Consider the following 17,918-nt stretch of genomic DNA (forward strand, 5'->3'; position numbering starts at 1 on the left):
TGGCGTGTACTGTCGATGGCTTTATAGGTTGATGCACCGCTCAGTCAATTTGAAATACGGTGAAAAATGTGGGAGCGGGCTTGCTCGCGAAAGCGGTGGGTCAGTCGGTATATCTGTCACTGAAAGACCGCCATCGCAGGCAAGCCAGCTCCCACAGTTGGACCGCGTTCTGGCGTGTACTGTCGATGGCTTTACAGGTTGATGCACCGCTCAGTCAATTTGAAATGCGGTGAAAAAATGTGGGAGCGGGCTTGCTCGCGAAAGCGGTGGGTCAGTCGGTATATCCGTCACTGAAAGACCGCATTCGCGAGCAAGCCCGCTCCCACATTTTGATTGCGTTGAGTCAGTTACATCGGCGCCAACGGCGGTGTGCGCGGTGGAATCTGGCGTTTGCTGCCCGTCGCTTCATACGCCGAGGCAAACCGCAGCAGCGCCGAATCATCATAGGCGCGCCCGGCGAATGTCAGCCCTATCGGCATGCCGATATCCGCCATTACACCCATCGGCACGGTAACGGTCGGCACGCCCAGGTGGCGGATGGCGAGGTTGCCGTTAGCCACCCAGACGCCGTTGCTCCAGGCGATGTCGGCAGAGGCTTCGTTCACGTCGGCGTCCGCCGGGCCGACGTCGGCGACGGTCGGGAACAGCACTGCGTCGAGACCGAGCTTATCCATCCAGTCTTCCAGGTCGATCCGCCGGGTCTGTTCCAACCCGCGCAGGCCATCGGGGACTGTGCTGATCTCGTTCCACGGGGTGATGCCGCGTTCGGCCATGCGCACGTATTCGTCCATGCCGGCGGCCAAGTCGTCCTCACGGTTGGGCAGGGTGCCGGGGTCGTGGGGGAAGATCTTCGGCCCGTCCACATCGGCCAAGCGGTTGAGCGCCGGGTCGTTGTTGGCGCGCAGGAAGTCATCGAAGGCCCAGGCCGACAGTTCCCACAGTTCATCGTGGAGGAATTCCTTGGACACCAGCCCCCGGGTGAACACGGTGGGTGCGCCAGGGCGGTCGCCTTCGCAGTTGGACACTAGCGGGAAATCCACATCGATCACTTCTGCGCCGGCGGCTGTCAGCGCCTGGCGTGCGTCTTGCCACAGGTCGATCACGCTGGCGCGGGTGTTGATTTTCTGCCCGGTCGGGCCACCGATCCCAGGTTTTTCGCTGGTGCCGGCGTCGGGGTCGGCGTTGATGTACATGCGCGGCACGCCAAAGCGTTTGCCGGCGAGGGACTCGGCAGTCGACGCCAATTCAGCGTAGGAAGCAGGGCGTACCGAGGTGACGCTCGGGATCGGCACCCACGGCTGCAGGCGCCACAGGTCGCCACGGGTGTCCGGGTCTTCGGCGACCACCACGTCGAGCACTTCCAGCAGGTCGGCCATGGTGCGGGCGTAAGGCACCACCACGTCCATGGTCGGCGTGAGCGGCCAGTTGCCGCGCACCGAAATCACCCCGCGAGACGGGGTGTAGGCGCACAGGCCATTGTTGGACGCCGGGCCGCGCCCGCTTGACCAGGTTTCTTCTGCCAGGCCAAAGGCCGCAAAGCTCGCCGCCGTCGCGGTGCCAGCGCCGTTGGACGAGCCGGAGGCAAACGGCGCGGTCAGGTAATCGGCGTTATACGGGCTTTCTGCGCGGCCATACACGCCACGTTGCATCCCGCCATTGGCCATCGGCGGCATATTGGTCTTGCCCAGGCAGATGGCACCGCCGGCGCGCAGGCGCTCGATGGTGAACGCATCACGCTGGGCGACCAGCTTGGCAAACGCCGGGCTGCCGGATGCCGCAGTCAGGCCCTTGACCAGGTAGCTGTCTTTGGCGGTGTAAGGAATGCCATCCAATGGCCCCAGGGTTTCGCCTTTGGCCCGGCGTGCATCGGACGCCTCGGCTTCCTTCAGCGCTTCGGGGGTGCGCACCACCACGGCGTTCAAGGCGGTGGCGGTCTGCGGACCGTCATAGGCATCGATCCGTGCCAGGTAGGCTTTTACCAGTTCTACGGCCGTGGTCTGGCCGGATTCAAGCGCAGCGCGCAATTGGGCAATGGAGACTTCGGTAACTTGCATCACGTTTTTTCGCCGCCTTCAAATGGGGGTATGGCGGCAGTCTACGTACAGATATTTCACAAAACCAGCGTCGCATAATCCGCATAGGCGCCGCGCATCACCTGCCACGTGGCCTCGTCAGCGGGAATCAGGTGTTCGATACGCAGGGAGGTGAGGGTGATGTCCTGGGGCATGCCGAAGGTGGTGAAGGTGGACAGAAAATTCAGCTCGCCCTGGCTTGAGCGCACACGGGTCAGCACCAGCGGTGGCAGGTGCGCAGGCAGGTCGGTGTTGGCGGGTGTCGGCAACCCCGCCAGCAGCGCCGCCAGTTCGGGGTTGCCCAGCGCTTCTCGGGTGGCGCGTTGCCAGGCCAGGATGCGGATCTCGTCGGCATTGATCAGATGATCGCCCAGGCCGCCAGGTTGCAGCAGCGTCGTCAGCAAGTTCACGCCCTCGGCCGCATCCTGACGAATACCCACCAACTCAAATAACACGCCGGTACTGGCATTCGCCGCCAGCACTTGCCACTGGCTGCCCAACAGAATGGCCGGGGCTGGATTGTTGGCGTGCAGTACATGGCTGACCGCTTCACGAATCGCCGCCATGGCGGGCGAGGCGAGTGGGGTGGCGGCATAGCGTGGGGCGTATCCGGCGGCGAGGAATATGCGGTTGCACTGCTCCAGCGGTGCCTCCAGCGCGGTCAACAGGTTGTGTAACGTTCCGGGACTCGGCTTGGCGCGTCCGGTTTCGATGCAACTGAGGTGGCGCTGGGAAATGCCGGTGATCAGGGCCAGGTCGAGTTGGCTCAACGTGGCGTGCCGGCGCAATTGGCGCAGTTGTTCGCCGGCAGTAACAGGGTTGTCCATGGCGGAATCATGACCTCCGAGGTCATTGCGAAGGGCCGAACCCTATCACTAACGTGGGCCTTTATCACTTCAAGGACGCGACCATGAAAAGACCTTATGTTGCCCTGGCTGGTTTGCTCGGGTTTTCACTGTACACCCTGGCGACGATGCTCACGGCTGATCAGTCGCTGCTGGCCTTTGGACGGGAGCTGCTGTCACGGCCGGACACCGCGCAAGTGGTGATCGACCTGTACCTGATGGCGGTGCTGGCATGTGTATGGATGTACCGGGATACGCAGCGGCGCGGTCGGTCGGTGGCGTCGGTGCTGCCCTATTTTTTGCTCACGGCGGTGTTTGTGTCGGTGGGGCCGTTGCTTTATCTGGTGGTGAACGGAGGCCGGGATGAATGAGCGTTTGCACCTCGATGCGCGGTGTGTGCTGACGGGGGCGGTGAGCGTGCTTGCGTTCGTCACGAGCACGCTCGTTGACGAGCTCTAACCGTAGGAACTGGCGCCGGTCCGGTCCACCAGACGAATACTGTCGCGCCCGCCGCGCTTGGTTTCATACAGCGCGGTATCCCCTTGCTCAATCAACGCCGCCAGGCTCGGCGGCGGTTGATCGAACAGGTTGGCGCCGATGCTCAGGGTCACTGGCGCCGGGGTGTTGAAGGTCTGCGAGGCGAGTTGGTGAAACTGGTCGCGCAGGCTGCTGCCCAGTTCGACGATCTGTTCGGTGGACGCCGGGTTGAGCAGGATCACGAATTCATCCCCGCCCAGGCGTGCCGCCAGCGCGCCCTGGGGCACCACGCCGCGGATCATTTCGCTCAAGGCGATCAGCAGGCGGTCGCCGGCGGTATGGCCGTGGAGGTCGTTGACCGATTTGAAGTTGTCGATGTCGATCAGCAACAGCGCTCCCGGTTGCGCCGGCGACACTTGGGCAAGCAGGCGCGGTGCGCGCAGGTCGAGGGCGCGGCGGTTGTAGAGGGCGGTCAGCGGGTCGCGGGCGGCGAGGCGGGCGATCTGTTGTTCGCGGCGGTAGCGTTCGGAGCCGGTCATCGACAGTGCAATCAGCATGATCGCCATGGCGCCTTCCACCAGGGAAATCTGAATGATCTCGCCTTTGAAGGCGGCCAGGTCGATCAAGGTGCCGGGGATCAGCACCGACAGCGCCTTGGCCACATAAAACCCACCATGAATCAGCAGCACATACCGCAACTGCACCGCGCCGATGCTCAAGGATTTGCCGTGGGGCCGTAGCAGGAAACTGGCGCGCAGCGTCGGCAATGCCACTAACAGTGACTGCACAGCCAGCATCGCTTTGGACCATAAAGGGTCGGCCGGCAACATCAGCATGCCCAGCCAGACCACCAGCATCAGCAGCCACAGTCGCGACAGGCGCGTTTGGGTGAACCGCGCCACGCCGAGCAAAAACAGGAAGTGCGCAGTCACCAGCAAGCCGTTGGCAAACCAGATGCCGATCATCAGGTAGCCATTGATGCGCAGCAGGGCGAGGGTTGAACCGATGCAGATGGTGGCGAAACCGGTGCTCCAGCACAGCAGCGAAGGTTCGCGCACGCTGCGCCATTCAACGGCCAGGTACAGGGCGGCAGCGGCTGCCAGGGCAACGGTGAGTGCCAAAATCGTAGGAGGGTCGAGCGTCATTTCTTGCCGGGTCTGCCTGGTGTGCGTTTAGAACCGGGATTGTAAGCGCACACGCAGGTTTTTCAGAGCGTTCATCGTGATGGCACACAGCCAGGCGATGATCGGCAGGTCAGGCGCCTTTGGTCGTGGGCAACAAGACCGTGAGGATGCCCACCAACGGCAGGAACGAGCACAGTTTGTACACGTACTCGATACCGTGGGTATCGGCGAGCAAACCGAGCAACGCCGCACCGATCCCGCTGAAGCCGAACATCAGGCCGAAGAAGACCCCGGCGATCATGCCCACGTTGCCGGGCACCAGTTCCTGGGCATACACCACGATGGCCGAGAAGGCCGACGCGATGATAAAGCCGATCACCACACTCAGCACCGCCGTCCAGAACAGGTCGACGTAGGGCAGGGCCAGGGTGAACGGCGCGGCGCCGAGGATGGAGAACCAGATGACTTTCTTGCGGCCGATCTTGTCGCCGATCGGGCCGCCCGCAAAGGTGCCGACGGCCACGGCGCCGAGGAACAGAAACAGGTACATCTGGGAGCTGGAAACCGACAGCTGGAATTTCTCGATCAGGTAGAACGTGAAGTAGCTGGTCAGGCTGGTCATGTACCAGTATTTGGAGAACACCAGCACGGCCAGCACCACCAGGGCAAAGGTCACGCGGCCTTTGGACAGGCCGTGGGTGGCTTTGCCGCCTTGCTTGAGCTTGAACAGGTTGAGGTGGTGGCGGTACCAGCGACTCAGGCCGTACAGCACAAGGATGGCGAACACCGCAAACAGCCCGAACCAGGCGATATGGCCCTGGCCGTAGGGAATGATGATCGCCGCCGCGAGCAACGGGCCCAAGGCGCTGCCGGTGTTGCCGCCGACCTGGAACGTCGACTGCGCCAGGCCGTAGCGCCCGCCGGAGGCCAGGCGCGCGACGCGGGAGGTTTCCGGGTGGAAGGTCGACGAGCCAACGCCGACCAAGCCGGCAGCGAGCAGAATCGCCGGGAAGCTGCCGACAAACGCCAGCATCAGAATGCCGATCAGGGTGCACACCATACCCGCCGGCAGCAGCCATGGTTTTGGGTGGCGGTCGGTGTGGTAGCCGATCCATGGCTGCAGCAGCGAGGCGGTCAGTTGGAAGGTCAGGGTGATCAGGCCCACTTGGGTAAACGACAGGCCGTAGTTGGCCTTGAGCATCGGGTAGATCGACGGCAGCACGGCCTGGATCAGGTCATTGATCAAATGCGCGAGGGCGCAGGCGCCGAGGATACGCATGACCAAGGGGCTGGCTTGGGGTGTCGTGGTTGCAGCGGCGGGTGACGCAGTGAGGGTCGACATGCAGGCATTCCATACAAGGCAGCTAATCAGAGGCGGCCACTTCTTAAGGCGGCCATCCATTACAAAATGATTCGGCGTTCATGCTAGATTCGTCAGGAATGCCTGTCTCGCGTAATTCGGGCGACAACTATCGCAAAAAGGGCGAAATGATTAAACCACTGAACGAATTCCTCCAGGAAATCAATGAAGGCGCCTGGGCGGTCATCAGTTCCGCCACGGATTACCCGGAAAACTGGGTGATCCCCGAGCATAGCCACGAGAAGCACCAACTGCTCTATGCCATCGAAGGCGTGATGGTGGTGTACTCGGCGCTCAACCAATGGACGGTGCCGCCCAATCGCGGGATCTGGATGCCCGCCGGGCAGGTGCATTCCCTGCGTTGCGTGGGCACCCTGAAAATGCGCAGCGTGTTTGTGCGCCCGGATCGCTTCCCGAACATGCCCGGCGAGCCGAAGACCGTGAGCATCTCGCCGTTGCTGAGCGAGCTGATCAAGGCGTCGGTGAGCCTGAAACCGCCGTACGCCGAGGACTCGCGGGACGCGCGGATCATGCACCTGATCCTTGACGAACTCGCCATCCTGCCCGCATTGCCACTGTCTTTGCCCCAGCCCGCCGACCCGCGCCTGCAGCGCATCTGCCTCGCGTTGCAAGATGAACCGGGTGACGCTTCGACTGTGGCGCATTGGAGTGAGCGCCTGAGCCTGGACCAGAAAACCATCCAGCGCCTGTTCCGCAAGGAAACCGGCATGACCTTCGGCCAGTGGCGCCAGCAGGCGCGCTTGCTGCTGGCGTTGGAGCGCATTGCGGTGGGGGAGAAGGTGATCGATATCGCCCTGGAGCTGGGCTATGAAAGCCCGAGCGCCTTTACCAGCATGTTCAAGAAGCAGTTCGGCAAGACGCCGAGTCATTTCTTCAGGTAGCACCCTGCGTGACGTTGGCGTGCAGGTCCAGCAGGCCGTTGAACCCGTCGAAGTCCAGCGGTCGGCTGAGGAAATAGCCTTGGCCCTCTTCACACGCCACGCTCTTGAGCATTGCCAAGTGCTCAGCGGTTTCGATGCCTTCGGCTGTCACCGTCAGGGCCAGGGCTCGGCCCAGACCGACAATCGCGTGGATGATTGCCTTGTCATCGTCGCTTTCTTCCAGGCGGGTCAGGAAGCTGCGGTCGATCTTCAAACCATCGAATGGGAACGCCCGCAGATAGCTCAGGGATGAGTAGCCGGTGCCGAAATCATCCATGGCGATGCGTAGGCCCAAGCGCTTGAGCGTGTGCATGACCTCCAGTGCGCCGCTGGCATCTTCAAGCATGACGCTTTCGGTGATTTCAAGTTCCACTCGCGCCGGGTCGATACCGGAGACCGCCAGTGCCTGGCGTGTGCGCTCCACCAGGTTGCCCCGCTTGAACTCGGTGGGTGACAGGTTCACCGAGACAAACAGATGTTCCGGCCATTGGGCAGCGCACGCGCAGGCGGTTTCGAGTACCCAGTCGCTCAACGCCAGGATCAGCCCCGATTCTTCGGCAATCGGGATGAAGGTGTCAGGTGCAATCAGCCCACGCACAGGATGCTGCCAGCGCACCAAGGCTTCGGCGCCTACCATTTGCCCGTCGGCGATGCGATAGCGCGGCTGGAAATACAAGCGCAGCTCGCCGTGCTTGATGCCGTAGCGCAGATCGCTCTCCAGGCGTCGACGTTCGATGATCCGCGCGTTCATGTCGCCGGAGTAGAACCGCCAGGTATTACGGCCTGCCGCTTTGGCTTCGTACAGGGCTATGTCAGCGTAGCGCAGCAGTTCCGCGGCCTCGCGGGCATCGTTGGGGGCGATGGCGATCCCGATGCTGGCGCTGACGAACACCTCTTGCTCGTCGATTCTGATCGTGCGCTCTATGGATTCGATCAGGCGCTTGCACAGGATTTCGACTTCGTCTTGCGTACCTGCATCCGTCAGGATCAATACAAACTCATCACCGCCAATACGGGCGACCAGATCGCCATGGCGTACGCAGTCGGCCAGTCGGGAAGACACTTCGTTGAGCACCCGATCACCAGCAGCGTGTCCAAGCAGGTCATTGACCGGCTTGAATCGATCGAGGTCCAGGCTGAGCATGACCAGGGGCTGCTCCGAGGTGGGCATGGCCTTGAACTTGCCTTCCAGGAACGCTTGCAGCCGCGTGCGATTGGGCAGCCCGGTGAGGGCGTCATGCTGGGACAAGAACTCGATGCGTCGACGGGCTTCGACTTCTTCCGTCACATCGGTGGCGGTGCCGCGAAACCCGCCACACGGCATCTGCCGTGCGGACAGCCGGGTGCTGCGTTCCAGCCCCAGTGCATCGACGTAACGACACTGCACGCTGATATCCGGGCGACGCCCAGGTGCGCTGAGCCACTGGGACAGCAGGCCGGTTTCGGTTTCCAGCAAATCGTTTATCGTGGCGCCGATCCAGGCATCGCGCACCAGCCCGGTCACACCTTCGAAGCGTTCCGACAGGTAGGTAAAGCGCCAGTCGCCGTCGATTTCCCAGACCCAATCGGAACTGGCTTCCACCACATCGCGAAAACGTGCTTCGCTGGTGGCCAGGGCATTCTGGCTGTTCTGCAGCGAGGAATGGCTGGCGTCCAGGGCGAGCGCGGCCGCCGTCGTGCGGCGCGAAATGACCCAAGACATCAAGCACACCAGCAACGCAGCCAGGCCCAACAAGGGCAGGCCTACACCCATCAGGCGCAAACCGGGGCGAGCCGGCTCCCAGTGCAGGCTGCCGGCCGCACCGTTGTCGCCGAGGGGCAAGAGCAAGGTCTTGCCGATTTCATCGGGGGTAGCGATGTGCAGTTTGTCCACGCCGAATTCATCGCCGATCGCTGTCAGTTTTGCGCTGTCGAGGATGTCGACAAAGATCAGCACCGACGCCGGTCGGCCGTCGGGCAACACCGTGGGGTCGGTGCCGGGGGTGATGGCGGCGGCGGCCACCAAAGCAGGGCTGCCGCGCACGTTGATAAAGGTCGTGGCGGATGTCTCGCTGTCTGCACCGGCGCGAGCCTGCTCGATAATTCCAGTGATGGGCCCGCCGAGCCACTGGGTGAGTTCGACTGTCTGCAATTGGCCGTCAACGACGGTATACACCGTGCGGTTGGCGTCGTCGACCACGAACAGGCCTTGAAAGCCGAAGTCGTCGAACAGCGACGCGCCGATGTTGCCCCGGACAAAGGCCCAATCGTCGTCCACTTTCACGTGCAGGTGCCGGTAGGCATCACTCCAGAAGGCGTAGTCCTTGACGGTCACCCGCAGGGATTTTTCCAGAGACTGCACGGCTCTACGGGTGTAGAACGCGCTTTCAACCTGCTCGGAGCGGTCCAGTTCTTGGGCAAGGAAAATCAGCGAGTAAGCGGCGGCTGCAAAGACCACGGCCAGCAAGGCCATGAACCTGAAGAGTGAGGTGCGCGCCAGCGACAGGCTGGTGCGATCGGACAGTGAGCGGACGATAGGAGCGAGAGAGTTCGGCATTGTTTCCCGCAGGGCGTCGCTGCAAGTCAGGGGGTATCACGTGCTATCGGCTGCGCCGGGAAAATATTGAGACCGCTGGCGCGTGCTGCCAGCCACGGCGACCGATGGCATGCTGGCGTCGTTCGCGCGCCTGGCGGCGCTGCTCGATGAGCCTGAAGCCAGCCCCGTGCTAGCACCATTGATCCAGCGTGGCGTTCAAGGTGGGCTATGAACGCCCTTCGCAGTTCAGCCGTGAGTACGCCGGTCAATGATCGGACGTCAAATTAGCAAAGAATATGCAGCCGATCAGTCGCGCAAACAGGCTCAGGGTTTCTGGCAGGTTGGGGTCTTCAAACAGCATCGCCCTGGAATCGAGCGCACACAGCGCGCCAAAAAGGCGGCCATCGGGCAGAAAGATCGGGGCGCCGGCGTAACTCTCGATGGCGAATTGCTTGACCACCGGGCGGGCGGCGTAGCGGCCGTTCTGGCTGATCTGCGGGATGAACAAGGTTTGCGGGTTGATGCAGAACTCGCTGCACAGGGTGGTTTCCAGGGCGAGCACGTCGTCGACATGGATGCCCAAGTCGATGGTGTCATGGACTGAACACACCACCCATTCCAGGTCGGTGAATTTGGCGATGCCGGCGAAGCGCATCCCGGTCAGGCGGGTGACCAATTGCAGGATGCTGGTGGTGGCTTCTATTTCGGCGATAGCGGCGCGTTCGTTTGCGCTGAGTAAGGACTGCGAAGCGGTGACGCTTGGAACCATGGGTGACACTCCAATGGCAGGGTGGCCAGGGCCACCCTGTATGTTCAGGTTTTAATTGATGCGCGGATGCTGCTCTACAAGGTTCTTGCGCTTGGCTTCCAACTCGGCAATCTCGGCATCGATGTCTTCGATCTTCTGCTCGATGTTGTCGTGATGTTCCTGCAGCAATTCCTTGGCTTCTTCCATGTCCGAAGCCGCCGGTGCGGCGCCACGCAGCGGCTTGTTGGCGGTTTCCTTCATGGTCAGGCCGGTGATCAGGCCGACCACGGCAAACACCATCAGGTAGTAGGCGGGCATGTACAGGTCGTTGGTGCTTTCCACCAGCCAGGCCACGGCGGTCGGGGTGAGGCCGGCGATCAGTACCGACACGTTGAACGCACTGGCCAGCGCACTATAGCGCAGGTGGGTGGGGAACATTGCCGGCAACGTCGAAGCCATCACGCCGATGAAGAAGTTGAGGATCACGGCGAGGATCAGCAAACCGGCGAAGATCAGGCCGATCTTGCCGCTGGTGATCAGCATGAACGCCGGGATGGACAGGAACAACAGGCCGATACTGCCGGCAATGATGAAGGGCTTGCGGCCGATCTTGTCGCTGATAAAACCAATGAAAGGCTGCACGAACAGCATGCCGACCATAATCGCGATGATGATCAGTACGCCGCTGTTTTCTTTGTAGTGCAGGTTGTGCGACAGGTAGCTCGGCATGTAGGTGAGCAACATGTAGTAGGTCACGTTGGTCGCCGCAACAATCCCGATGCAGGTCAACAGGCTACGCCAGTGCTTGGTCGCGACTTCCTTGAACGAGACTTTGGGGCCGTGTGTCAGGCCTTCGCGGTCACCTTGCTCCATTTTGTCCATGTGCTGCTGGAAGGCTGGGGTTTCCTCCAGCGCATGACGCAGGTACAGGCCGATGATGCCCAACGGCAGGGCAAGGAAGAACGGCAGGCGCCAGCCCCACGACTCGAAGTCGGCTTCGCCCAGGATGCTGGAAATCAGCACCACCACGCCCGCGCCCAGCACGAAACCGGCGATGGAGCCGAAGTCGAGCCAACTGCCGAGAAAGCCGCGCTTGCGGTCCGGGGCATACTCGGCGACGAAGATTGACGCGCCGGTGTATTCACCCCCTACCGAGAAACCCTGGGCCATTTTGCACAGCAACAGCAAAATCGGCGCCCAGATGCCAATAGAGGCGTAGGAGGGGATCAGGCCGATGGCGAAGGTGCTCAGGGACATGATCACGATGGTCGCGGCAAGGACCTTCTGCCGCCCGTACTTATCGCCCAGTGCGCCGAAGAACAGGCCACCCAGTGGGCGGATCAGGAACGGCACGGAGAAGGTGCCGAGTGCGGCGATCATTTGTACGCTGGGTGAGGCGTCCGGGAAGAACACCTTGCCCAGCACATAGGCGACAAAACCGTAGACGCCAAAGTCGAACCATTCCATGGCGTTACCCAAGGCTGCGGCGGTGATTGCCTTGCGCACCTTGGTGTCGTCGACGATGGTGATGTCTTTCAATCCGATGGGCTTGACGCTTTTCTTACGTAATTTCATGCGGAGCACTCTAAAGCAGAACAGGGGAGGTGCCATCGTTGCGATGGCACCGCTCTGTCAGTTCAGATACAAGCGGACATGAAATAATTCAGCTCTATTTGCGTTTTTTTGCAGAAAGCTTGAACTTTACAGATTCACAGGGGAGTAATCCGTATGTCGGCCGTCGCGTCACGCCTGATCTACCGCCCACCCCAAGCGTGCGACGTGCAGCGATTGTTCGCGATCTACGGCGATCCGCAGACCAATGTGTTCAACCCCTCTGGCCCCATCGCCAGTCTTGAGGGGGCGCAACGCTTGCTGGATAAATGGCTTGAACAATGGGCCACCCAGGGCTACGGCTGGTGGGCGATTGCACGCACTGAAACGCCGCATCACATCATAGGCTTTGGTGGAATCGCGCCGCTCGACTACCTGGCCGAACGGCGTATCAACCTGGGGTACCGTTTTGCGGTGCAAGCCTGGGGGCAGGGCTACGCCACCGAGTTGGGCCGTGATGCCTTGGCGCTGGCATTCCAGACGCTCGGCCTGGGCGAGGTGTTCGGCCTGGTGCGACCGGACCATGGGGCATCAATCCGCGTATTGGAAAAGATCGGCATGCAGCGTTTCGGCGTGCTCGATGATGTGCCGGGGAAGGCACCAAGCCTGGTTTTTCGGATTTGTCATCCTACAACTGATTTTTCCTGATATTTCAAATACCCACGCAATACCGGGATAAGCGGCAATCTTTCAGATTGACAGCGTTCAGGCGTCCCGATATAAAAGCCACAGTTGTACGACGACATATGACGTTACATATGTCCTATCTAACAAAAATAAAAAGTGATGCCATGAACTTGAACGAGCCCATCAACGCGCACCGCGTTGGCCAAGCTGTAGGCAACTATCGCTGGACCATCTGCGCGATGCTGTTTTTCGCGACCACCGTCAACTACCTCGATCGCCAGGTGCTCAGCTTGCTGGCGCCTCAGTTGTCGACGCAATTTGGCTGGAGCAACACTGACTACGCGAACATTGCGGCTGTGTTCCAGTTCGTCTACGCGATCTCCATGCTGTTTGCCGGGCGCTTTGTCGACAAGATCGGCACCAAGGCGGCTTATGTGGTGGCAATCGCCATCTGGTCCACGGGCGCCATCATGCATGCGTTCTCGGTGCCCATGGGCGAGGGCATTGCGGCCATCAGTGGTGCGATTGGCCTGGCGGTGATCCCGGTGTCGATTGCCGGTTTCATGTTGTCCCGTGCGGTACTGGCGATTGGCGAAGCGGGCAACTTCCCGATTGCGATCAAGGCGACTGCTGAGTATTTCCCCAAAAAGGAACGCTCGCTGGCCACGGGTATCTTCAACTCCGGTGCCAACGTCGGCGCAATCCTGGCGCCGATCTGCGTGCCGTTGATTGCCGGTCTGTGGGGGTGGGAAGCGGCGTTTATCGTGATCGGCGGCCTGGGCTTCGTGTGGGTTGTGGTGTGGATCGCGCTTTACCAGAAGCCGGAGGAGCAGAAACGCCTGTCGCCCGAAGAACTGGCGTATATCCGCAGTGATCAGACCGTGCAGCCCTTCACCCCAGCGCCGGCCGGCGCCCCGGAAAAGAAAGTCTCCTGGTTCAAGTTGCTCACCTACCGTCAGACCTGGGCGTTTGCCTTCGGCAAGTTCATGACGGACGGCGTGTGGTGGTTTTTCCTGTTCTGGCTGCCCACCTACCTGTCGGCGCAATACGGCATGAAAGGCGCCGATATCGTCATGCCGCTGGCGGTGCTGTACAGCATGACGATGGTCGGCAGCATCGGCGGCGGCTGGTTCCCCAGCTACTTCATGGCGCGCGGTGATGCACCCTACGATGGCCGCATGAAAGCCATGCTGGTGATCGCGCTGTTCCCGCTGGTGGTGTTGCTGGCACAGCCGTTGGGCTACATCAGCTTCTGGGTGCCGGTATTGCTGATCGGCGTGGGCGCCTCGGCGCACCAGGCGTGGTCATGCAACATCTTCACCACCGTGTCGGACATGTTCCCGCAGAAAACCGTGGCCTCGGTGGTCGGTATCGGCGGCATGGCCGGCGGCCTGGGCGGCGTGGTAATGACCAAGATCGGCGGTTGGGTGTTCGACTACTACAAGTCGGTCGGTGACATCCACACCGGCTACATGATCATGTTCGCCATCTGCGCGCTGGCCTACTTGGTGGCCTGGAGTGTGATGAAGACACTGGTGCCGCGTCACAAGGAAATCACTGACCTGTAAGGTCCGATGTCCCGCGCCGCAACGGCGCGGGCCTCTTTCACAACGCACGCGCCCAGGTCTGGCTGACCAGGGATTTGCCGAAGCTGTCCATCGTTTCTTCCTCGACCAATTCGAACCCGGCTTTCTGATAGAGCTTGCGCGCATCGCTGAGGACGTCCACCGTCCACAGCTGCATGCGCTGGTAGCCGACCTGCCGGGCAAAGCGTACGCACTCATCCACCAGCCGTTGGCCGATACCCATGCCCCGCGCGCTGGCATCCACGTAAAGCATGCGCAGCTTGGCCGTGGTGTCGTCGTGGCGGATCACGAACACCGAACCCACCACTTCAGCGTCTTTTTCCGCGATCCAGCAACGCTCGCAGGTGGGATCAAACGCCCTCAGGTATTTGGCGACAGTCTCCGCCACCAGCGCTTCGAACTCCCAGTTCCAACCGTATTCACGGGCATACAACGCGGTTTGTTGCTGCACCACCACGCCCATGTCGCCGGGTTGAGGATCGCGCAGCAGGTAGTTGGGCGCCGTGCCTTGCAGCAGGGCCTGGATGCGTTTCATGGCGTCGGTGAGTTGCCGCTGTTGTGGTTCAGGCAAGTTCTCGAGCAGGGTGATGACTTCGTTCTGGGTCTGCTGTTCCAGGGGCTTCAGCACCGCACGGCCGTGGTCGGTGAGATGCAGTTGCACCGCCCGTGCATCGGTAGCGGAGCGGACTTTCTGGATCAGGCCCTTCTTTTCGAAGCCACTGGTCAATCGGCTCAAGTAGCCCGCGTCGAGGCTGAGCATCTGACACAGGTCCGCGCTGGTGAGATCGCCGCGGGTAGACAATTCGTACATCACGCGGATTTCGGTGAGCGAATAGTCGCTTTGCAGCAGGTGTTCCTGCAGTACGCCGATCTGGTGGGTGTAGAAGCGATTGAAACTGCGCACGATGCCGGCGCGTTCGACAAGCAAGGGAGTGGACATGCTGAAATGCTCGAATAGTTGCCTGAAGCAATTATATTGTCGCTTCAGGCAACCATGTCAAACGGTTTGCTTAGCGGTTACGTGTCACCCGCCAAATGGTATTGGCCAAGTCATCGGCGATGATCAGCGCACCTTTCGGATCCACCGTCACGCCGACCGGGCGCCCACGGGTCTTGCCGTCGTCGCCGCGAAAGCCGGTGGCGAAGTCGATCGGCTCGCCGGACGGTTTGCCGTTGCTGAACGGCACGAAGATCACTTTGTAGCCCACCGGGTTGTCGCGGTTCCAACTGCCGTGTTCACCGACGAATACGCCGTCTGCAAACTGCTCGCCCATTTCGGGGATAGAGAAGTCCACGCCAAGGGCTGCCACGTGGGAGCCCAGGCTGTAATCCGGCTTGATCGCGGCGGCAACCTTGGCCGGGTTCTGTGGCTGGGCGCGCGGGTCGACATTCTGGCCCCAGTAGCTGTACGGCCAGCCGTAGAACGCGCCTTCACGCACGGAGGTCAGGTAGTCCGGCACCAGGTCGGGGCCCAGTTCGTCGCGTTCGTTCACAACGGTCCACAGTTGACCGGTGTCAGGCTGCAGGGTCAGCGCTGTCGGGTTGCGCAGGCCCGTTGCATAAGGCTTGTGCGCGCCGGTTGCGGCGTCGATCTGCCAGACCATCGCGCGATCGATCTCCACTTCCATGCCACGTTCGGTGATGTTGCTGTTGGAGCCGATACCCACGTAGAGCTGGCTGCCGTCAGCACTCACCGCCAGGGACTTGGTCCAGTGGTGGTTGATCTGCGCCGGCAGGTCGGTGACCTTGGTGGGTGGGCCAGCGGCCTTGGTCTGGCCGTCGGCGTAGTCGAAACTCACCAGTGCATCCTGGTTGGCCACGTAGAGCTTGCCGTTGGCAAATGCCAGGCCGTATGGCGCGTTGAGGTTTTCGGCGAACACGGTCTTGAGTTCATAGGTGCCGTCACCATCGGCGTCACGCAGCAACGTCAGGCGGTTGCCGCTCTTGACCTTGGTGTTGCCTTCGGCCTTGATCAGGCTGGCGATCACATCCTTGGGCTTGAGCTTGGCCGCGCTGCCGCCACGGCCTTCGGCAACGAGGATGTCGCCGTTGGGCAGCACCAGGGTCTGGCGCGGGATGGCCAGGTCAGTGGCGATGGCGGTGACGCTGTAGCCTTGCGGCACCTTGGGTTTCTGTTCGCCCCAGGGGGCGGGCTCGGCAATCTTCATGCTGGGTAGCAGGCTGCTTTGCTGTTCCGGCAACTTGGGATCGGGGCCGCGGGCCTGGGTCTTGTCGCCTTCACCACCACATGCGGTCAGCAGCAGCGCAGCGCTTAATAGGGTCAGGGTGCTGGACGTTTTCATTTAACACCTCCCGAGCGCAGGCCGGTCCAGGTGGCCGCCAACGTCAGCAGCAAGACAATGGCCGACAGGATCAGGCCGCCGGGCATCGAAGCGTAGGCGTCCTTGGCGTGTTGGAAGGCATTGACCAGGCCGAGTATCCAGGTGGCCAGCAGCAACAGGACATATCGTGTGGGTTGCCCGGCCTTGCGTTCGGCACGGAGCAGGTTGACCAGCGCAAACAAAAACGCAAAGCCTGCGAATACCAGTGCACCGGCAATCAGCCAGGCCGAGAAGTTGGCCCATTGAATCTGGTAGGTCTGGGTGTAAGCAATGTCGCTGAGCAAGGCACCGAGAAACAACGGCACGGTGCCGGCGAGCAAGGTCGCATGCAGCGGCCCGGGTGCGTATCGGTAGGCGGGAAGGGTAGTCATAGGGGGGCGGCTCCTTGTTGTACAACGCCCCTGGACGGGGCAGCGCATAAGAAGTGAACGCAGCGTGTGTGAGAAAGTTCAGCGTGAAACGTTTCGAAATAGTGGGAACCCTCTAGGGCGGCGCCGGCCTAACGCCGTATCATTCCATTCTTTGCTTTCGCCAGGCGCCTCCATGACCCACCCCCGCATCGGCTTTGCGTGCCAGTACCGACATCCCGAGCGCCTGCTGTCCGCCAGTGCCCTGAAGTTGATCGAGGGTCCCTTCAATCCGCGCACCACCACGTTGCGCTGGATGGACAGCGTCACGCCGCAAGTGGCCCGCGACAAGCTGGTGGAAGTGGTCACTCACAACCTGGCCGCCCAATTGCGCTTGCTGGCCTATGTCGCCGAACTGCCGCCGACCTTGCGCATGCTGCGCCTGAGCAGCGATTTGCTGCCGTTTTACAGCCACCCAAAAGTCGCCGCCGTGTACACAGACCCGGCCATCGAGCGTCAATTGGAGGAAGGCTTCGCCGCCATTGGCGAGCTGGCGCGCGCGTCGGATATCCGCCTGTCGTTCCACCCCGGCCAGTACTGCGTGCTCGGTTCGGAGAACCCCGGTGTGGTGGAAAACAGCCTGGCCGAGTTTGAATACCACGCCGACATGATCCGCATGATGGGCTACGGCCAGCGCTTCCAGGACCTCAAGTGCAACGTGCATATCGCCGGTCGCCTGGGTGTGGAAGGCACTCGCGCGGTGTGGGCGCGGCTGTCGGAAGTGGCGCGCAACTGCATCACCTTCGAGAACGACGAAAAATCCTATGGCCTCGACCATTGCCTGCAAGTTGCCGACCTGGCGCCGGTGGTGCTGGATATCCATCATTGCTGGATCAATGAAAACGAGTACATCGACCCGCACTCGGAACGGGTCGCCCGCGTGATTGAAAGCTGGCGCGGTGTGCGCCCTACCATGCATTACTCTCAGCCCCAGGAAGTCTTGCAGGCGCTCGGTTTCGACGCCGAGCACAAACTGGAAATGGATGCGCTGTTGAAGGTGGTCGCCAAGCGCGACCTGTACGCCCACAGCGCGCAAATGTGGAACCGCTGGACCAACGACTACGCGCTGCAGTTTTTCGATCGCTTCGACATCATGCTGGAGTCCAAGGACAAGAATGTGGCAGCGTGGGCGTTTTATGAGCATTTCAAGCGACGTTCAGTTCAGTGAGGGAGCCTGCAACCATGCCAACCCTGCAGCTATTGTGCGGCACGATCGCCTCGGGCCAATCAACGTTCGCGTGGGAGGAGGGGGGATTGAGGTGC

15 protein-coding genes and 1 pseudogene are annotated in these 17,918 nt (G+C 61.5%); 6 read left to right on the plus strand and 10 right to left on the minus strand.

Annotated elements, in window-relative coordinates:
- Positions 1 to 347: 347 nt before the first annotated feature.
- Together AB4O08_RS26110 and AB4O08_RS26115 are read right to left on the minus strand one after the other, a co-directional pair.
- Positions 348 to 2,057, minus strand: coding sequence for an amidase (locus AB4O08_RS26110; RefSeq protein WP_460114509.1), 1,710 nt, complete (start codon positions 2,055 to 2,057; stop codon positions 348 to 350).
- A gap of 53 nt (positions 2,058 to 2,110) precedes the next feature.
- Complete coding sequence (locus AB4O08_RS26115) at positions 2,111 to 2,899, minus strand: helix-turn-helix domain-containing protein (protein WP_045792042.1); 789 nt, start codon at positions 2,897 to 2,899, stop codon at positions 2,111 to 2,113.
- Positions 2,900 to 2,982: 83 nt separating this feature from the next.
- Between AB4O08_RS26115 and AB4O08_RS26120 the strand changes: the two genes are divergently transcribed.
- Positions 2,983 to 3,288, plus strand: a complete 306-nt coding sequence (locus AB4O08_RS26120) for a DUF2834 domain-containing protein (RefSeq protein ID WP_010210119.1) — start codon at positions 2,983 to 2,985, stop codon at positions 3,286 to 3,288.
- Between the two features lie 84 nt (positions 3,289 to 3,372).
- Here AB4O08_RS26120 and AB4O08_RS26125 read toward each other — a convergent pair whose 3' ends face one another.
- A complete protein-coding gene (locus AB4O08_RS26125; RefSeq protein ID WP_021492998.1) occupies positions 3,373 to 4,539 on the minus strand; it encodes a GGDEF domain-containing protein in 1,167 nt (388 codons plus the stop codon).
- A gap of 109 nt (positions 4,540 to 4,648) precedes the next feature.
- The gene (locus tag AB4O08_RS26130) at positions 4,649 to 5,860 is read right to left on the minus strand and encodes an MFS transporter (RefSeq protein WP_010210123.1); all 1,212 of its coding nucleotides are present in this window, start codon (positions 5,858 to 5,860) and stop codon (positions 4,649 to 4,651) included.
- Positions 5,861 to 5,958: 98 nt separating this feature from the next.
- Between AB4O08_RS26130 and AB4O08_RS26135 the strand changes: the two genes are divergently transcribed.
- The gene (locus tag AB4O08_RS26135; protein ID WP_021492999.1) at positions 5,959 to 6,780 is read left to right on the plus strand and encodes an AraC family transcriptional regulator; all 822 of its coding nucleotides are present in this window, start codon (positions 5,959 to 5,961) and stop codon (positions 6,778 to 6,780) included.
- On the opposite strand, the gene AB4O08_RS26140 is transcribed toward AB4O08_RS26135, so the two are convergent.
- Positions 6,773 to 9,355, minus strand: a complete 2,583-nt coding sequence (locus tag AB4O08_RS26140; RefSeq protein WP_460114510.1) for a bifunctional diguanylate cyclase/phosphodiesterase — start codon at positions 9,353 to 9,355, stop codon at positions 6,773 to 6,775. The two genes, AB4O08_RS26135 and AB4O08_RS26140, sit on opposite strands and share 8 nt — an antisense overlap.
- A gap of 94 nt (positions 9,356 to 9,449) precedes the next feature.
- Between AB4O08_RS26140 and AB4O08_RS26145 the strand changes: the two are divergent.
- Positions 9,450 to 9,551: pseudogene (locus tag AB4O08_RS26145) on the plus strand (AraC family transcriptional regulator N-terminal domain-containing protein); the annotation flags it as partial.
- Positions 9,552 to 9,599: 48 nt separating this feature from the next.
- On the opposite strand, the gene AB4O08_RS26150 reads toward AB4O08_RS26145, so the two are convergent.
- Positions 9,600 to 10,103, minus strand: a complete 504-nt coding sequence (locus AB4O08_RS26150; protein WP_010210129.1) for a GAF domain-containing protein — start codon at positions 10,101 to 10,103, stop codon at positions 9,600 to 9,602.
- A gap of 51 nt (positions 10,104 to 10,154) precedes the next feature.
- A complete protein-coding gene (gene proP, locus AB4O08_RS26155) occupies positions 10,155 to 11,657 on the minus strand; it encodes a glycine betaine/L-proline transporter ProP (RefSeq protein ID WP_010210130.1) in 1,503 nt (500 codons plus the stop codon).
- A 153-nt stretch (positions 11,658 to 11,810) separates the two neighbouring features.
- On the opposite strand from proP, the gene AB4O08_RS26160 reads away from it, so the two are divergent.
- Positions 11,811 to 12,341: a GNAT family N-acetyltransferase gene (locus AB4O08_RS26160; RefSeq protein WP_010210131.1), complete on the plus strand. Its 531-nt coding sequence runs from the start codon at positions 11,811 to 11,813 to the stop codon at positions 12,339 to 12,341.
- Between the two features lie 143 nt (positions 12,342 to 12,484).
- The gene (locus AB4O08_RS26165; protein ID WP_010210132.1) at positions 12,485 to 13,888 is read left to right on the plus strand and encodes an MFS transporter; all 1,404 of its coding nucleotides are present in this window, start codon (positions 12,485 to 12,487) and stop codon (positions 13,886 to 13,888) included.
- A gap of 37 nt (positions 13,889 to 13,925) precedes the next feature.
- Here the strand turns inward: AB4O08_RS26165 and AB4O08_RS26170 are convergent, their stop codons facing one another.
- The 3 genes from AB4O08_RS26170 to AB4O08_RS26180 form a co-directional block, all read right to left on the minus strand.
- Positions 13,926 to 14,846, minus strand: coding sequence for a bifunctional helix-turn-helix transcriptional regulator/GNAT family N-acetyltransferase (locus AB4O08_RS26170; protein WP_010210133.1), 921 nt, complete (start codon positions 14,844 to 14,846; stop codon positions 13,926 to 13,928).
- Positions 14,847 to 14,916: 70 nt separating this feature from the next.
- Entirely contained in the window at positions 14,917 to 16,209 is a 1,293-nt protein-coding gene (locus AB4O08_RS26175) for a PQQ-dependent sugar dehydrogenase (protein ID WP_010210134.1), read from the minus strand.
- Positions 16,206 to 16,619, minus strand: a complete 414-nt coding sequence (locus AB4O08_RS26180) for a DUF2231 domain-containing protein (protein WP_010210135.1) — start codon at positions 16,617 to 16,619, stop codon at positions 16,206 to 16,208. Before AB4O08_RS26180 ends, AB4O08_RS26175 begins: the two co-directional genes overlap by 4 nt.
- Positions 16,620 to 16,791: 172 nt before the next feature.
- On the opposite strand from AB4O08_RS26180, the gene AB4O08_RS26185 reads away from it, so the two are divergent.
- Positions 16,792 to 17,823, plus strand: coding sequence for a UV damage endonuclease UvsE (locus AB4O08_RS26185; protein ID WP_460114511.1), 1,032 nt, complete (start codon positions 16,792 to 16,794; stop codon positions 17,821 to 17,823).
- Positions 17,824 to 17,918 lie beyond the last annotated feature (95 nt).

The organism is Pseudomonas sp. H3_E07, from assembly GCF_054668895.1.

What these genes read in the sequence shown, in the direction of transcription:
- AB4O08_RS26165 (WP_010210132.1), top strand. Translation starts at nt 12,485, where the DNA reads ATGAACTTGAACGAGCCCATCAACGCGCACCGCGTTGGCCAAGCTGTA.
- AB4O08_RS26120 (WP_010210119.1), top strand. Translation starts at nt 2,983, where the DNA reads ATGAAAAGACCTTATGTTGCCCTGGCTGGTTTGCTCGGGTTTTCACTG.
- AB4O08_RS26170 (WP_010210133.1), bottom strand. Translation starts at nt 14,846, where the DNA reads ATGTCCACTCCCTTGCTTGTCGAACGCGCCGGCATCGTGCGCAGTTTC.
- AB4O08_RS26130 (WP_010210123.1), bottom strand. Translation starts at nt 5,860, where the DNA reads ATGTCGACCCTCACTGCGTCACCCGCCGCTGCAACCACGACACCCCAA.
- AB4O08_RS26175 (WP_010210134.1), bottom strand. Translation starts at nt 16,209, where the DNA reads ATGAAAACGTCCAGCACCCTGACCCTATTAAGCGCTGCGCTGCTGCTG.
- AB4O08_RS26115 (WP_045792042.1), bottom strand. Translation starts at nt 2,899, where the DNA reads ATGGACAACCCTGTTACTGCCGGCGAACAACTGCGCCAATTGCGCCGG.
- AB4O08_RS26180 (WP_010210135.1), bottom strand. Translation starts at nt 16,619, where the DNA reads ATGACTACCCTTCCCGCCTACCGATACGCACCCGGGCCGCTGCATGCG.
- AB4O08_RS26185 (WP_460114511.1), top strand. Translation starts at nt 16,792, where the DNA reads ATGACCCACCCCCGCATCGGCTTTGCGTGCCAGTACCGACATCCCGAG.
- AB4O08_RS26135 (WP_021492999.1), top strand. Translation starts at nt 5,959, where the DNA reads ATGCCTGTCTCGCGTAATTCGGGCGACAACTATCGCAAAAAGGGCGAA.
- AB4O08_RS26150 (WP_010210129.1), bottom strand. Translation starts at nt 10,103, where the DNA reads ATGGTTCCAAGCGTCACCGCTTCGCAGTCCTTACTCAGCGCAAACGAA.
- proP (WP_010210130.1), bottom strand. Translation starts at nt 11,657, where the DNA reads ATGAAATTACGTAAGAAAAGCGTCAAGCCCATCGGATTGAAAGACATC.
- AB4O08_RS26140 (WP_460114510.1), bottom strand. Translation starts at nt 9,355, where the DNA reads ATGCCGAACTCTCTCGCTCCTATCGTCCGCTCACTGTCCGATCGCACC.
- AB4O08_RS26160 (WP_010210131.1), top strand. Translation starts at nt 11,811, where the DNA reads ATGTCGGCCGTCGCGTCACGCCTGATCTACCGCCCACCCCAAGCGTGC.
- AB4O08_RS26125 (WP_021492998.1), bottom strand. Translation starts at nt 4,539, where the DNA reads ATGACGCTCGACCCTCCTACGATTTTGGCACTCACCGTTGCCCTGGCA.